Raw genomic sequence first — 15084 nt, 5'->3', positions numbered from 1 at the left:
TTGACTAGTGGATGCTCCTTTTTGCTATTTCATTTGATCTTGCGCTTTATTCGGTAACTCGTGGAATTTCACCTCATCATAGGAAGAGACTTCTGTTTCTTTTTTGACATAAAGCTTTAAATAAGCATCATGGCGTAAATTTTTGTGAGCGGAGAATTTTAATGTTTTTTCTTCCCCATTTTTATTGTAGGCAGGCAGCTCATACCAATACATTTTAAAAATTTCACCATTACTTGCCTTATACTCCTCTACCTCACCATCAGCCGTAATATGGACATAATAAGTGTCTTTATTTAAACGGTTAAAGTCTACAGTCATCAATACAACTAACCCTGCTACGAATAAGATAAGCAATGCACCTATTCCGAAAAATACTTTTTTCATATTAATTCCCCTGTCTTACAATTTTGTAGAACGAACGTACAGTAAATATATAATAGATGAAATAAATAGCAGAATACGCAATCATCCATAATATGACTGGCTTCGTAATATTCATACCAAATAACTGTGAAAATGCTAGTAACGCAAATGCACTATGCACAATACCTACGATCAGTGGTGCACTAAAGATGACAGCCACTTGTCCGGCTACAGTCTTTAAGATTTGCTTACTGTTTACACCAATTTTATTTAAAATCGCATATTTCGCCTGATCTTCCTCGGCTTCCGTTAAGATTTTGAAATAAATGATACTTCCTGTTGCCGCTAGGAAAACTAGTCCAAGGAAGCTACCAACAAACAGTAATGCACCTACTGTGGCTATACTATCCTCATAGCTTTGTGGAACACTAGAGAAAGATTCTTGTTGTTCTGTCGACAATTGCTTGACTATGTCTTTTGACACGGCCTGTTGTTTCAAATCATTGTCTAAACCAATAGCCTGCATCTTTACCTCTTCTGCATTAGTCGCAGCAAACTCTTGATCATTCACGACAAGTACAGTCCCCGCCGGAATAAAGTTAAGAACGCTCTCTGTGTACATTTTTTCCACATGGAAGGAATCACCATTTTTTAGTTTGAAATCTTCCCCAGTAAAGTCATGTGAAAATCGTTCATCATAAGCTGCGTCCAGCAGCACGGCCGATCCATCAGCAATATGCAGGTTTTGATCCTTACCTTGTAATTTTGCTAAACGATTATAATCAGATTCCTTAAGTAATGTATATTCGAAAAATGAAAATTCATTATCGACACGTAAATTCTTCACAGACAGTGATTCATGATAGATAACGTCTTTCTGTGAAAACTCGACGGGATCGCCTTTCCACATAAATGTATTGGGCAGCATCTGACGTACAGATGCTTCTGCATTATAATACATACCAAAGACGCCACCGCCTGCTGTAATTGTCGTTGCACTTAAAATGGCAATAATCGACAATGACTTAGCATTTGCGCGGATACGATACAATAACTGGGAAACTCCGATTAAATTTAACCCTTTCCATGACCAAGATGTCGCTCTTTTTAAAGCTGTTAACACAAAGACACTTACACTATGGAATAAAAGATATGTCCCTACGATAGTTACGCCGATGACCATTAGTGGCGTGCCTAGAACCGTAAAGAATCGCCAAATTTCACTCGTAAACATATCAGAGGAAGCTGTATAATAACCAAATGCGATAAGCGCCGTTCCTAAAACAGCAGCTACTAAAGAGGCACGTGGAATTTGCTCACCCTGTTTTTCTGCATGAAATAAGTCAATCAATTTAAATTGGTAAATAACACGATAGCCCTGTAACGACGTAAATAAAAACAGTATTGTAAAAATGACTGCTGTATTCAACAGTGCCTCTACCGAAAATGTTAGGCTTCCAACAATTTCATACCCCATTAAGCGGACTAATATCATTAATAATCCTTGAGACATAAAGAATCCTAAACCGATGCCCAATACTAGAGAAACTAACCCTATGACTAGATTCTCGAAAAACAGCATGAGACCAATCTTTTGCTTACGCACACCTAATAGTGAATAGAGTGCTACTTCCTTTTTCCGTTTCTTCATAAAAAATGAATTAGAATAGGCCATAAAGATGACAATGAAGAACAATAAAACAACAGATGATGCACTCATCAATCCTTTAATTTGCTGAGAGGATTGTTTTAAGGCTGAAAGATCATCATTATATTTCAGTGTCACAAATGTAAAGTAAATGACGATACTGAATACCATTGAGGCAATATATAAAAAATAGTTGGATAGATTACGTTGAATATTTTTACGCGCTAAACTAAATAACGTCATTTACTCCACCCCCGATGCTTGACAGCACCTGTAGAATCTCTTGGAAAAATTGTTTCCTTGTTAGAGTCCCACGATGAATTTCCTTGGATAACTGCCCGTCCTGAATAAATAGTATGCGCTGACAGAAGCTCGCTGCAAAAGCGTCATGAGTAACCATCATAATGGTTGCCGCCTGTGTTTGATTTAAATCACTTAAACTTTCCAGCAAATCGGTTGCTGATTTTGAATCAAGTGCACCTGTAGGCTCATCCGCAAAGATTAATTTCGGTTCTGTCACTAAAGCTCGTGACGATGCTGTACGCTGCTTTTGCCCGCCCGATATTTGATAAGGATATTTATCCAATAAATCACTAATGCCGAACAATGAGGCAATACGATCAACTCTAGCGCTAATAGCCTTTGTTGGCATTTTTGCAATAGCCAACGGCAAGACTATATTTTCACGTACCGTTAAAGAATCAAGTAAGTTATAGTCTTGGAATATAAATCCTAAGTTATCACGACGAAAATCAGCCAATTCAGCATCTTTCATACGCGCTAAGTTCGTATCACCAATTATGATTTCACCAGTCGTCGGTGTATCAATCGTAGCTAATACATTAAGAAGCGTAGATTTCCCAGCCCCTGAAGGACCCATTACGCCCACAAATTCACCTTTATTTACTTCAAATGATATATTAGATAACGCTGTAAAAGTATTAGCGCCCTTGCCGTAAGTTTTCTCAACGTTTTGTACCTGTAATAATGGCGTCATATACGCTCCTCCTCTTCTTTCTGACTTTAGTATACGCCCCCAAACTTACAGTAAAATTGTCGCAAGCTTACAGCAACCTTAAATCATCTATTCTCAATAAATTAATATGTGTTATCCAAATACATTGCCTTTTTTGCTTAATTGATAAAAAAAAGATTCATACACAGTCTGTGCATGAATCCCTCTAACTATTAGGCTAAAACTTTTTTAATATCATCTTCAAAACTACTTGGTTTATCTGCCGATGCGTAGCGTCCAACAACCTCGCCATCTCGATTCACTAAGAATTTAGTAAAATTCCATTTAATGCTGTTGCCTAAAAAACCTTTAGAATGTGAAGTGAGATAATCAAAAATCGGATGTGCTTCCTTACCATTCACCTTAACGATTTTATGCATTGGGAAGGTTACCCCATATTCCAGTCGGCATTGTGAAGCGGCTTCTTCAGCAGTTGCCAGCTCTTGCTTGAATTGATTGGACGGGAAACCTAGTACAACAAGACCTTCTTCCTGATACTTTTCAAAGAGACCTTCTAATTCCTCGAATTGAGGTGTAAAGCCACATTTTGAGGCAGTATTGACAATTAACATCGGCTTTCCTTTATAACGCTCTAGGCTATAGTCAGTACCATCTTCTAACGTCACGTTAATATCATAAATACTCATTGCTCTCTACCTCCTATTTATAAACGTCCATTCATTCTTGCCACCTGTTGTAAAGGATCCCATACGCCATTAAATGGCGGTGCATAAGCTAAATCTAAATCTAGCAAATCTGGTAATGTCATTTTACTATACAATGCGGTTGCAAACACATCAATACGCTTATCAACACCCGCTGGCCCAACAATTTGTGCACCTAATAGCAACTGATCTCGTTTACGTACAACTACCTTAATGTACATACGTTGTGCACCTGGATAATAGCCTGCAATATGGCGAGCTGATAATTTAAAGGCCTCGTAATCAAAGCCAAGCTCTTTCGCATGGCTTTCATTTATACCAGTGGTAGCAATTGTTAAGTTGAAAAATTTTAAAATAGATGTCCCCACAATGCCTCTGAACGGTGCAAACTTTCCTGACATATTAAGACCCGCAAGACGGCCCTGTTTATTGGCAGTTGTCCCCAAAGGTATATAATCTATGCGCTCCTTCACAATATTAAAATGAGTGGCACAATCTCCTGCCGCATAAACATTCTCCACCGAAGTTTCTAAATGTCGATTGACGATAATAGCCCCATTTTTTGCAAAAGCTATACCAGTACCTTCTAAAAACTTTGTATTGGGTCTAATACCTGAAGCAACGATGACTAAATCTGTTTCCAAGACACCATTATTTGTGATGACCCTTTCCACTCGTTTATTCCCTTCAAAAGCTTCTACATCTGTATTTAATAATAGCTCTACATTGTTCTTTTTTGCTTCTTCATGAACATGTTGGGCAAGCTCTTCATCTAAAATTTTTGCCACATGGCTTCCTCGTTGGACAAGTCTTACCTTTTTCCCACAGGCATGTAATGTTTCTGCCATCTCTAAGCCGATATAGCCGCCACCAATAATAGTTACCTGTTCAATATCAGGCGTTAAATCAGCCATTAAGTCTTCTAATTGAGGAATTGTTTTTACGGTGTGGATACCTTCTAGTTCGACACCTTTTTTAACAGGTACAACTGGATCTGCCCCTGTTGCAATAAGAAGCTTATCATAGGAAATTTCAAATACTTCGCCATTTGCCTGTATCCCCGAAACAACCTGCTTCTCTACATCTACCTTTTCTACCTCATAGCCAACTCGTGCATCGATGCCATATTTACCTCGAAAAGTTTCAACATCTCTTGCAATCAATCGTTTGGTTGATGAAATACGACCATCTACAACATATGGCAATCCACATTGTCCATATGAATAAATAAAGCCACGTTCTAAAGTAGTTATTTCCGCTCCTGGTACATTACGATAGATTTCCATAGCTGCAGACATCCCTGCAGCATCTCCCCCAATGATGACGTATTTCATTCCACTTGCCCCCTTATTTTTTCCTTGTTGCCATTAAATCTGCGTAATGGTCGATATACAAACGACGCTTTCCTCCGCTAACAATGACACGTATAACATGAATAGCTATTATCATTGTAAGTGCAAAACCTCCTAATGAGGCTAGTAAAGAAATGACAATTTGCAGAACATAAAATGGTGAATCCATATCTAATTGAATATCACCAACTGTTGAAATGGCCTCTAATAGACATACGGTCGCAACAATCGCTACACAGCGTCTCCATGATTGCCTTACTATACTTTTGCCCTTCTTATTGACCATGGTAAAGCGCATAATTTTCATACCTACTGTTGCGCCATTCATTATACTTGGTATGAAGCCAAAGATAGTCATGTATAGTGCAATGACAACTAAGAACTCAAAAGTGCCACTATAACCCGTTAGAGCGCCGATAATGAACAAAATTACTTGTACGATAAATAAATCAATAACCAATGCTAGTAAAATGGATATTGGTTTTACAATATCCTTTTTTTCCATTTCCGCAGCTTTAGCCTCGACCTCTTCATGAGAAGGAAATAGTGCCCACACGATAGGAGCTAAAAAGAAGCCTAATAATGCACCTACACTGTTTAGCAATAAATCATCCACATCAAATATGCGGTAGGCACAATTAAAAATGCCATAAATACCTGTTCTTTGTGTGATCTCATAAAACAATGTTAGCAAAAAGCTTATTATAAATGCACGTTTCCAGTACCTTCTTTCTTGAAGAAAATAACGCAAGTATACACCGAATGGCATTAATAATAGGAAATTAAAAAATGCTTGATAAAATGCTTGCTGTTTTGTGATAGCAAGCCATGTCGATGGATTGCTTAAGACAACGCCACTGTCCTTTAAAATATCCTCGACAAATTGAAATAGTCGTAAATTTGTATGGACTGTATCTGGCGATTGAAGTGAGCAAGTATCCCTTGTAGAAGGGAATGGCAGTAATACTAAACAGAGTGCAGATAAAAAGTAAAAAATAAAGGAGAACATAATAATGGTTTTCGACATAGACAAGTAACTATATTTTCGATACGTATAAATTAGCCATGGAATAAAAAGAACAAATGATAAAATAATGGTTATGAAAAATGCAATAAGAATGGATTGCGTGTAAGTTGACATATATAAGCACCTCTCTATTTAAACTGCCCGAATTAATGAAACCTAAAACTCAGTTTAATCCACACACTCTACGCGAATATGTCATTAAGCTTACATGATCCTTAAGTCCATCCATTCACCCCAGATTTTTGAGCAATGCGATGCTGATCAAGCCGACATAAATCCCTTGCTCATAAAGCGCTCCTGTAGGTAGCAGACTTCTACATCATCAAAATAAAAAAACAGGTAAAGAATATACTCTCTACCTGTTTCGTTTTATGACTTTGTTATTTCCTCTTTACAAAATACTAAAATTTCCTCTAGTTCATCATCCTCTAAAGCAAAATCTAAGTATTCACCCTCTGCCTTTTCCATGATGAAGTAATTTAAAATATATGGCTCATCTGCCTTTTCACCAATAAGAACACGAATTTCAATACCTGCTTCGTGAAATAGCTCATCTTCTTCATCAATTTCAATATCTAAAATAAATTCGTAACGCTTCCCTTCTATAATATTGGTTGGGTCTAAAATTTCTTCCATTGAGAATTGTGTAATTTCCATAATGCTAGCTCCTTTATCTTTAGCTGTTCCTTTCTATATTAAATCAATTTCAGCATGGGTCAACAAGAAAAGCCATATACACTTGTAAGTAATTATGCCAAAATAAAGTAGAATCTACCCTAGCGTAAACTGTACCTACATAAAAAGGAGGCTTTTACTTGAAAGATTTATTATATTATCAGGACGTTATGTTACGTGAGTTTGATGCTCATATTCTTAGTAAAGAAACCGACGAATTTGGTCGTCATTATGTTGTGTTATCTAATACTGCATTTTATCCAACTGGCGGAGGACAACCCCATGATACTGGCACATTGAATGGGATTGAAGTGATAGATGTAGAGAAAGTCGGAGAAGAGATTCGCCATTATATGCAGGGTAATGTATCAGAATTGGAAGGCTTCGTGCACGGTACGTTAAATTGGCCTAGGCGATTCGACCATATGCAGCAACATGCTGGTCAGCATATTTTAACAGCGGCATTTGTAGAACTTTTTGATGCTCAGACGGTTAGTTTTCATCTAGGAAGTGAGCATGTCACAATTGATATTGCTGTCGATACTTTGACAGAACAACAGCTCACAGCAGCCGAAATACGAGCTAATGAAATTATTTTAGAAAACCGTCCGATAGAAACTACGTGGATTACAGAAAAAGAACTGTCCGATTTTAATCTTCGGAAAGAAGTTGCTGTAACTGGAGATATTCGACTTGTCATCATTCCAGACTATGATAACAACGGCTGTGGTGGCACTCATCCAACATCTACTGGGCAGGTCAATGCCATAAAAATTCTAGGTACTGAAAAAATGAAGGGCAATGTGCGCGTCTCATTCGTTTGTGGTCAACGTGTTTTAAACGAACTTGCTATGCGTAAAAAAGTATTAGGTGATGTGGCACGCCAGCTAAGCGTTCCTGAGGTAGAAGCGGCTACAGCCCTCGCTAAAATACTAAGCGCTCAGAAACATACCGAAAAAACACTTGTTGCAGCCAAAGAGGAGCTCCTAACATACGAAGCAAAAGCGCTCGTTTCAAATAGCTCAGGTCTTGTTGCTGCTGCTTTTCAACAACGAACTATGCAAGAACTACAAAAATTAGCTCGCACGATTGTTTCTGAACAAGAAGATATGGTCACTTTGCTTGTTTCTGAAAGTGAAGGCAAGCTACAGTTCGTTGCAGCTAGAGGGAAAAATGTATCTAAAAGCATGAAGGCTATTGCCGAAAAGACATTACCGCTCATTAATGGTAAGGGTGGCGGAAGTGATCAAATGGTGCAAGGTGGCGGCGAATGTATTATTTCTAAAGAAGAACTTCTAGAAGCTATGCAAAACGTTTAATAAGGCTAACAAAAGAGGAGCTGTCCAATTATGACAGCTCCTCTTTCTTTAATATTTAAATTTTTGAATGGCCCCATATAAACGTTTGGCCATTGCTGATAGTTTTTCAGTTTGATCATTCATCGTTGTAACTGTATTTAACTGTTCTGTTGTAGCATCTGTTACCTCATGCACATAATCACTTGCAGCATGTGCTGTGGCAGCCATTTCTTCCATAGACGCTGAAACTTCCTCTGTATTGGCAGACATTTGTTCAGCAGAGGCATTCATTTCTTCAACTTGGCCAGCTATTTCTCCAACAGCTTGAACTATTTCCTCAAAGCGTTCGCCCACTGCCTCAATGGATGCTAATCCTCGTTCCACATTATCTTCACCTAATTCTGCTGCCTTCACCACCTCTAATGTGTACGATTGAACTCGCTCAATTAACACATTAATTTTAGTAGCAGACTCGGCTGTTTGCTCTGATAACTTGCGAACCTCTTCTGCCACAACGGCAAAGCCTTTACCAGCATCTCCGGCTCGTGCAGCTTCAATAGATGCATTGAGTGCTAATAAATTTGTTTGATCAGAAATAGCTGCAATCATATTAGAAATTAAGTTAATTTCCTCCGACTCTTTTTCTAATTTATGAATAATCATCAGCTCAGCCTTTGTCCCTTCCTGAATCTCATTCATGCGACGGATTGATTGATGGACAGCATCATTACTTTCACTAATTTTCTGGGAAATAAAATCTGTATTTGAGGCAATAGTTGAAGCTACTTCAGCTACATTTTGTATACCTAATGCCATTTGCTCCATAGCAGAAGCACTTTCCTCTGCCATCACAGTTTGGCTTTGTGCTCCTCTATCTATTTCATTGATAGCGCCTGCTATTTGTTTAGAATGTTTTGTTACAGCCATTACATCTCCCATTAAATCACATGAAGCTTCATTCACAGTTGTCGCTTCATGGCTCACTTTTGCTATCATTTCTCGCATATTTACAGTCATGCGATCCAATGCACGCGACATTGTCCCCATCTCATCAATACGTTTCAAATACTTCTCAGGAATCTCTTGTGTAAAGTCACCCTCTGATAAGCCTTCGCTAATACGGAGAACATGACGAAGTGGTCTACTAACAGATCGTGAAATAGCAAATGAGATAAATAGCCCTAGTAACGAAACAATAATAGTTGTGACTATAAAATTAGTCTTGAGCTTAGAAAGTCCTGAAAACATCTCATTTTCTAAAGCAATAACGCCCATTTTCCAACCATTATCAAGTGTATGGTAGCCCATTAAGTTTGTACCTGCATCCTCTGTTTCAAATGAAAAATAACCGCTTTTATGTGCAATCATCTCTTTTGCAGCCAATGCTCTCTCTGTCATTACACCTGTTTCTTCTGCTTCCTTGATGGGGTTATTTTGCTCTTTCACATAGGAATGATTATTATGGCCAATGATGGTTCCTTTAGCGTCTAACATAAATGCATACCCACTGTTTCCAACTTTAATATCCTCTACAATATTGGACAAATAATAGCCATCCATACGAGCTAGTAGTAATGCTTTCTCACCTGATACTGTGTCGATTGGAGAGACAATTAAAATAACAGGCTCCCCGGTTACGCGGCTAATCGTAATTTCGGACATAACGGATTTACCCGTAAAGCCCTCCTTTACATAATCACGATCACCTAAATCCGCAGTAGTATCATCCAAATAATGAGCGATTCCGTCAGCTTTAATAATGCCAAACCCAAGATAATTTTTATTATCCGCAAGACGTTTCGATAAATATTGTTTTTGCTTGTCAAAATCCATACTACGTACTGCCTCTTGCTCTGCTATTGCCTCAACCTCTACTAACGTTAATTGAAAGTGTTCTTCTATGTATTGTGAAACATCCTCAGCTCTAGATACCAAGTTTGATTCCACTTGCTCATTCATTGCCTTGGTACTATTTATCCAAGTAGACAGTCCCAGTGTCCCACATGTCACAAATACAAGAGCTATAATGGCAACGACTAATTTACCGCCAATTCCTTTTATCCACATTCCTTTTACTCACTTCTTCCATTTTTAGCTATAAAATTCAGTTATTTATGCATTACTTTCAGAGTAAAGTCAGCAAAAGGAGAAGTCAATAAAACTTTTCCAATAAGATTAATTAATGTATAATAATACCATTTACCCTATCGCTATAGTGCTAACAATTTTCTACATTTTTTTAACTTATCGGTATCTTTTGCTATAGGTAGACAAAATTCATTGGCTTTAATGGATGAAATTAAAACTTTTCCCAACAAAAATTGATTATAATTCACATTTTTTGCTGATTATTAGAAATAGGATAGATTCAAAACATTTTGAGGGGAGGATTACGATGAGTTCAGATAAGAACAATGTTTCACGTCGTGACTTTTTAAAGACAACTGGTATTGCTGCTGGTACATTAGTCGGCGGTGGATTAATTGGAGGACTAGTAGGCTACAACATCAATGGTAAAGGTACTTCTACTCTGGAGCATGATGGACACGGTACTACAAATGAGGCTCTTGGTTCGCCAAAAGCAAAAATGTTTTTTAGAAATGAAAGAGATTTCAGTATTTTATCAAAGGCTACAGAACGCATTTTTCCTGAAGATGATTTAGGGCCAGGTGCTATAGGATTGGATGTCCCTTATTTTATCGATCATCAATTAGCAGGAAATTACGGAAGTAATTCTAAGGAATATATGCAAGGCCCTTTTGATGTAGGTTCCCCTACTCAAGGCTATCAAAGCCGCCTAACGCGAGCTGAAATTTTCAGACAGGGCATTCAAAAAATGGACGATGAGGCGCAAAAACGTTTTAAGAAGAGCTTTAACGATTTGGATGGTAAACAGATCGATGAAATTTTAACAGCCTTTCAAAAGGGTGAAGTTGAAATGGTTGGTGTACAATCAGCATTCTTCTTTACACTGTTACGAGCCGCTACATTAGAGGGTGCTTATTCTGACCCAATGTATGGAGGGAATCGTAATATGGATGGCTGGCGCATGAAGAACTTCCCTGGCCACCAAATGGCTTATATATCACAAATTGAAGATAAGAAATTCCAAAAAATTGAGCCTAAATCTTTGGGCAACCACTAAGGGGGTTAAAACATGGCCAAAACATTACCAAGTGTAGACGTTGTAACAGTTGGTGTAGGGTGGACAGGTGGTATCGTTGCTGCTGAATGTGCAAAAGCCGGTTTAAAGGTAGTTGGTTTAGAGCGAGGGCAAAAGCGTGGTACTGAAGATTATTTAAACGTTCATGATGAATACCGTTATGCCATTCGTTATGATTTAATGCAAAATCTATCCAAAGAAACGGTTACTTTTCGCAATGATCGTAATATGAAGGCATTACCGATGCGCCAGTTAGGTTCCTTCTTACTCGGAGAGGGGCTAGGAGGATCAGGAACACATTGGAACGGAATGACGTATCGTTTTTTACCCTATGATTTCCAAATAAAAACGCTAACCGATAAACGTTATGGTCCAAACAAACTTGGGCCAGATTATCTCATTCAGGATTGGGGATTAACATACGATCAACTTGAGCCTTATATGGACAAGTTTGAAAAAACAGCTGGTATTTCTGGAGATGATAAAAATACATTTAGCGGAAAACGTTCAAACCCTTATCCAACCGGACCTATGAAGAAAACGCCGATGCTTATGCAATTTGAAAAGGCGGCACAGGACTTAAAGCTAACACCTTATATGGTGCCATCAGCAAACGTCTCTGAGGTTTATAAAAACCCAGATGGTGAAACAATTAATGCTTGCCAATATTGTGGCTTCTGCGAACGTTTTGGTTGCGAATATGGCGCAAAATCCTCTGCAGAAATTACAGTTGTCCCCACTGCATTAAAAACAGGTAATTTTGATTTACGCTACAATTCCAATGTTGTTGAAATTTTAAAACAAGGCAATAAGGTTACGGGTGTAAGATATATCGATACCGTATCAGGAGAAGAATTTATTCAGCCTGCCAACGCTGTCGTTTTAACGAGTTACGTCTTTAACAATGCCAAGCTATTAATGGTCTCTGACATAGGTGAAAGATATGATCCTACTACTGGTAAAGGGACACTTGGACGAAATTATTGCTATCAAATCTTACCTGGGGCTGCTGGTTTCTTTGATGAACAATATAACACATTTATGGGGGCAGGCTCTTTAGGCATGTGTGTAGACGACTATAATGGCGACAATTTTGACCATAGTGAATTAGATTTTATTCATGGTGGAAACATCGCTCTTACACAAACAGGGACCCGACCAATTGGGTCAAATCCAACCCCTCCTGATACACCTACATGGGGACCAGAATTTAAAAAGCAATCTATTCATTACTATACACGTTCATTTGGGATTGGTGCGCAAGGTGCATCCATGCCACATAAGCAGAATTATTTAACATTAGATCCAACCTACAAGGATGCATATGGGCTTCCATTAATGCAACTAACGTACAATTTTACGGATCAGGATCGTGCGCTTCATAAATTTATCTCAGCGCGTGCAGCAGACCTTATGAAGCAAATGGGCGCAAAAACAATCGTCCCAAATGCTGAAATTACCGATTATAATATCGTGCCCTACCAAACAACCCATAACACAGGTGGGACTGTTATGAGTTTAACGCCAGAGCAAGGTGTCGTGAATAACTACTTGCAGCACTGGGATGTTGATAATCTCTTTGCTGTAAGCGCTGGAAACTTTGCACATAATAGCGGCTACAATCCAACTGGAACGTTGGGAGCACTAGCCTATCGTTGTGCAGAAGGTGTCATAAAGTATAGTCAATCAGGTGGCTCTTTAGTATAAAAAAATCATTCTAAAGGAGGCAAGACTTATGGGAGGTCTAGGAGCAATTGGTGTACCTGGGTTAATTATTATTTTAGTTATTGTATTAATTGTATTTGGCCCAAAAAAATTACCAGAAATCGGTGGAGCAGTTGGTAAAACGTTTGCAGAATTTAAAAAGTCCACTAAGGGACTTATAGACGATGATGATGATTCGGTGAAAAAGGTCGAAAAAAAATCTGATGCTTCGTAGGAGGGTTTCCTATGGATCCTTATGAGGATGGAAAAAGAAAGTTTTTAAGCCCTCTTGATAAACCACAAGCTGAGCCTCCGTTACCTATGGAGGCTTTAGTTGAAATACAAGCGAAAAAAATGGAAGAGCAGCATATAGCAGATGAACCTCTTATACCGGTTAACTCGTTATTAGAACATCTTTCAGAACTACGTAAACAAATAATAAAAGGGCTAACGGTCTTTATCTTATTTTTTATTGTTGTTTTTTCTACTATTAATATATGGTTCCCCTTTGTAACTCGTGGTCATTCTCTCATTATTTTAGGACCGCTTGAGGTCGTTAAATTTTATATGACTATTTCAACTACCTTATCATTTGGTCTTGCTATGCCATTTCTTGTTCATTTTTTGTGGAGTTTTGTAAAACCAGGGCTAAAGGAAGCGGAAAGTCGATTTTTAGGACTCTATGCACCCGTTATGCTGGCACTGTTCTTATTGGGAATCGCTTTTGGCTATTTTGTTGTAAACCCTCTAAGCTATTCATTTTTAGTCGGCATAGGTGCTACCAATTTTGATGTCATGGTATCCGCTAGTGAATATATGCATTTTTTAATTATGACTACAGTACCGCTAGGACTATTATTCGAATTACCCATCGTTGCCCTGTTTTTATCAGCTATTGGAGTACTGACCGCTGAATCCATGAAAAAAATACGAGGCTGGTCATATATCGGAATGGGTGTAGGCTCCGCTGTCATAACACCGCCCGATTTTATTAGTCAACTCCTCGTATTAATACCTATGATTATTTTGTATGAAATAAGTATCTATCTTGTCAAACGCATAGAACGAAAACAAATTGAAAGCACTGCGTAAATTTTACGCAGTGCTTATTTTTTCTTTAAATCCATGACAATAATTTCTGGTAGATTAAAAATGCGGTATGGTACCGAGCTATTGCCCAGACCACGACTAACCACCATCTTAGTCGTTCCTTCATCATAGACACCAGCCGTATATTTCGGAAATAGCCCCTGTCCAGGTGCAACAAGTCCTCCAAGACCTGGAATACGAACTTGCCCACCATGTGCATGCCCAGAAAATACTAAGTCTATGCCATCATTTACATACGTATTAAACACTTCAGGTCGATGTGCCAGTAACATCTTAAACATATCATCTGGTAAATAAGCTGTAGCCAACTCCAACATTTCTTCTGTTGATCTACCCATTAACGGATCTTCAATTCCAACAATCGCCAAGCGCTCCCCGTCGCGCTCTAACACGGTCGATTCATTGGCCATTATATGTACTCCTAACGATGATAGCGCCTCATAAATTTCACTTACCTTATTCGTCGCCACTTCATGGTTTCCTAGTACATAATAAACATCCGTTATTTCAACTAGTCCCTTCACTGCCTGTAGACTTTGTTTTAAATCATAGCGATTGCTATCAATCACATCACCTGTGATAAAAATATAGTCAGGATTTGTTTCCTTAACTTTAGCAATCAGTTTTTTCTGATTGTTACCAAAGAGGGCATCATGTAAATCCGATACTTGTACAATGCGTAGCCCATCAAAGCTGGCAGGTACCTTTTCTGATTCGAATACATGCTTACTAACGACTAGCCAGTGATTGTTTACGTACAAAAAAATGACTATAAAAACAACGAAAAAAACACCATATAATAATTTTTTCAATCGCAATCGCTCACTTTGCGGCTACTTTTTTTCAGAAAAAAATTCTGACTTCCCTATTATAAGCAAAAAACAAATTGATTGTAAGTATATGCACTTTAATTACATAAAATGCACAAAATTCAACTATACCCCTCCCCCCCTTTATAGGAAATCATGCGCATTTTATCTATTCGTAGTCAGCTTTCACATGATATAATATGGGTATAATTTCATAATTATGTACATTCAAAAATTTTAACTATCTGTACCTTC

General features: G+C 38.2%; 14 protein-coding genes. 5 read left to right on the top strand and 9 right to left on the bottom strand.

Annotated features, from left to right (window positions below; translation table 11 throughout):
• Positions 1 to 24: 24 nt before the first annotated feature.
• The 7 genes from MKY80_RS00990 to MKY80_RS00960 all read right to left on the bottom strand — a co-directional run bounded on the left by MKY80_RS00990 (position 25) and on the right by MKY80_RS00960 (position 6727).
• Positions 25 to 384 (bottom strand): YxeA family protein, encoded by a 360-nt coding sequence (locus MKY80_RS00990; protein WP_089986903.1) that lies wholly within the window; start codon positions 382 to 384, stop codon positions 25 to 27.
• A gap of 1 nt (position 385) precedes the next feature.
• Positions 386 to 2254 (bottom strand): FtsX-like permease family protein, encoded by a 1869-nt coding sequence (locus MKY80_RS00985; RefSeq protein WP_342531548.1) that lies wholly within the window; start codon positions 2252 to 2254, stop codon positions 386 to 388.
• The gene (locus MKY80_RS00980; protein WP_036122233.1) at positions 2241 to 3008 is read right to left on the bottom strand and encodes an ABC transporter ATP-binding protein; all 768 of its coding nucleotides are present in this window, start codon (positions 3006 to 3008) and stop codon (positions 2241 to 2243) included. The genes MKY80_RS00985 and MKY80_RS00980 overlap by 14 nt, the downstream gene beginning before the upstream one ends.
• Before the next feature lie 191 nt (positions 3009 to 3199).
• Positions 3200 to 3673: a glutathione peroxidase gene (locus MKY80_RS00975; protein ID WP_069479737.1), complete on the bottom strand. Its 474-nt coding sequence runs from the start codon at positions 3671 to 3673 to the stop codon at positions 3200 to 3202.
• Positions 3674 to 3690: 17 nt separating this feature from the next.
• Positions 3691 to 5025 (bottom strand): FAD-dependent oxidoreductase, encoded by a 1335-nt coding sequence (locus MKY80_RS00970; protein ID WP_089986900.1) that lies wholly within the window; start codon positions 5023 to 5025, stop codon positions 3691 to 3693.
• 13 nt (positions 5026 to 5038) lie between these two features.
• Positions 5039 to 6184, bottom strand: a complete 1146-nt coding sequence (locus tag MKY80_RS00965; protein ID WP_089986899.1) for a VanZ family protein — start codon at positions 6182 to 6184, stop codon at positions 5039 to 5041.
• Between the two features lie 255 nt (positions 6185 to 6439).
• On the bottom strand, positions 6440 to 6727 hold the full coding sequence (locus tag MKY80_RS00960; protein WP_342531540.1) for a DUF6509 family protein: 288 nt from the start codon (positions 6725 to 6727) through the stop codon (positions 6440 to 6442).
• 158 nt (positions 6728 to 6885) lie between these two features.
• Here MKY80_RS00960 and MKY80_RS00955 point away from each other — a divergent pair, with 158 nt between their 5' ends.
• Entirely contained in the window at positions 6886 to 8064 is a 1179-nt protein-coding gene (locus MKY80_RS00955) for a DHHA1 domain-containing protein (RefSeq protein ID WP_342531538.1), read from the top strand.
• Between the two features lie 48 nt (positions 8065 to 8112).
• On the opposite strand, the gene MKY80_RS00950 is transcribed toward MKY80_RS00955, so the two are convergent.
• A complete protein-coding gene (locus MKY80_RS00950) occupies positions 8113 to 10110 on the bottom strand; it encodes a methyl-accepting chemotaxis protein (RefSeq protein WP_342531536.1) in 1998 nt (665 codons plus the stop codon).
• 328 nt (positions 10111 to 10438) lie between these two features.
• On the opposite strand from MKY80_RS00950, the gene MKY80_RS00945 reads away from it, so the two are divergent.
• Genes MKY80_RS00945 through tatC form a run of 4 tightly spaced genes read left to right on the top strand, consistent with a single transcriptional unit; the run spans position 10439 to position 14002 of the window.
• A complete protein-coding gene (locus MKY80_RS00945) occupies positions 10439 to 11188 on the top strand; it encodes a gluconate 2-dehydrogenase subunit 3 family protein (protein ID WP_036148186.1) in 750 nt (249 codons plus the stop codon).
• Positions 11189 to 11200: 12 nt separating this feature from the next.
• Positions 11201 to 12913 carry a GMC family oxidoreductase gene (locus tag MKY80_RS00940; protein WP_036220295.1) on the top strand — a complete coding sequence of 571 codons (1713 nt, stop codon included), beginning with the start codon at positions 11201 to 11203 and terminating at the stop codon, positions 12911 to 12913.
• Positions 12914 to 12941: 28 nt separating this feature from the next.
• Positions 12942 to 13145, top strand: a complete 204-nt coding sequence (gene tatA, locus MKY80_RS00935; RefSeq protein WP_036122204.1) for a twin-arginine translocase TatA/TatE family subunit — start codon at positions 12942 to 12944, stop codon at positions 13143 to 13145.
• An 11-nt stretch (positions 13146 to 13156) separates the two neighbouring features.
• Complete coding sequence (gene tatC, locus MKY80_RS00930; protein ID WP_089986895.1) at positions 13157 to 14002, top strand: twin-arginine translocase subunit TatC; 846 nt, start codon at positions 13157 to 13159, stop codon at positions 14000 to 14002.
• Between the two features lie 14 nt (positions 14003 to 14016).
• Here the strand turns inward: tatC and MKY80_RS00925 are convergent, their stop codons facing one another.
• The gene (locus MKY80_RS00925) at positions 14017 to 14832 is read right to left on the bottom strand and encodes a metallophosphoesterase (protein WP_089986894.1); all 816 of its coding nucleotides are present in this window, start codon (positions 14830 to 14832) and stop codon (positions 14017 to 14019) included.
• Positions 14833 to 15084: the final 252 nt, after the last annotated feature.

The organism is Lysinibacillus sp. FSL R5-0849 (assembly GCF_038595075.1).
Taxonomy (GTDB): Bacteria; Bacillota; Bacilli; order Bacillales_A; family Planococcaceae; genus Lysinibacillus; species Lysinibacillus fusiformis.
The sequence above is the reverse complement of the archived record's forward strand: the minus strand, read 5'-3'. Positions and strand labels throughout refer to the sequence as shown.

Coding starts and splice junctions, on each gene's coding strand:
- MKY80_RS00940 (WP_036220295.1), top strand. CDS start 11,201: ATGGCCAAAACATTACCAAGTGTAGACGTTGTAACAGTTGGTGTAGGG.
- MKY80_RS00990 (WP_089986903.1), bottom strand. CDS start 384: ATGAAAAAAGTATTTTTCGGAATAGGTGCATTGCTTATCTTATTCGTA.
- MKY80_RS00950 (WP_342531536.1), bottom strand. CDS start 10,110: ATGTGGATAAAAGGAATTGGCGGTAAATTAGTCGTTGCCATTATAGCT.
- tatC (WP_089986895.1), top strand. CDS start 13,157: ATGGATCCTTATGAGGATGGAAAAAGAAAGTTTTTAAGCCCTCTTGAT.
- MKY80_RS00970 (WP_089986900.1), bottom strand. CDS start 5,025: ATGAAATACGTCATCATTGGGGGAGATGCTGCAGGGATGTCTGCAGCT.
- MKY80_RS00960 (WP_342531540.1), bottom strand. CDS start 6,727: ATGGAAATTACACAATTCTCAATGGAAGAAATTTTAGACCCAACCAAT.
- MKY80_RS00975 (WP_069479737.1), bottom strand. CDS start 3,673: ATGAGTATTTATGATATTAACGTGACGTTAGAAGATGGTACTGACTAT.
- tatA (WP_036122204.1), top strand. CDS start 12,942: ATGGGAGGTCTAGGAGCAATTGGTGTACCTGGGTTAATTATTATTTTA.
- MKY80_RS00980 (WP_036122233.1), bottom strand. CDS start 3,008: ATGACGCCATTATTACAGGTACAAAACGTTGAGAAAACTTACGGCAAG.
- MKY80_RS00985 (WP_342531548.1), bottom strand. CDS start 2,254: ATGACGTTATTTAGTTTAGCGCGTAAAAATATTCAACGTAATCTATCC.
- MKY80_RS00965 (WP_089986899.1), bottom strand. CDS start 6,184: ATGTCAACTTACACGCAATCCATTCTTATTGCATTTTTCATAACCATT.
- MKY80_RS00945 (WP_036148186.1), top strand. CDS start 10,439: ATGAGTTCAGATAAGAACAATGTTTCACGTCGTGACTTTTTAAAGACA.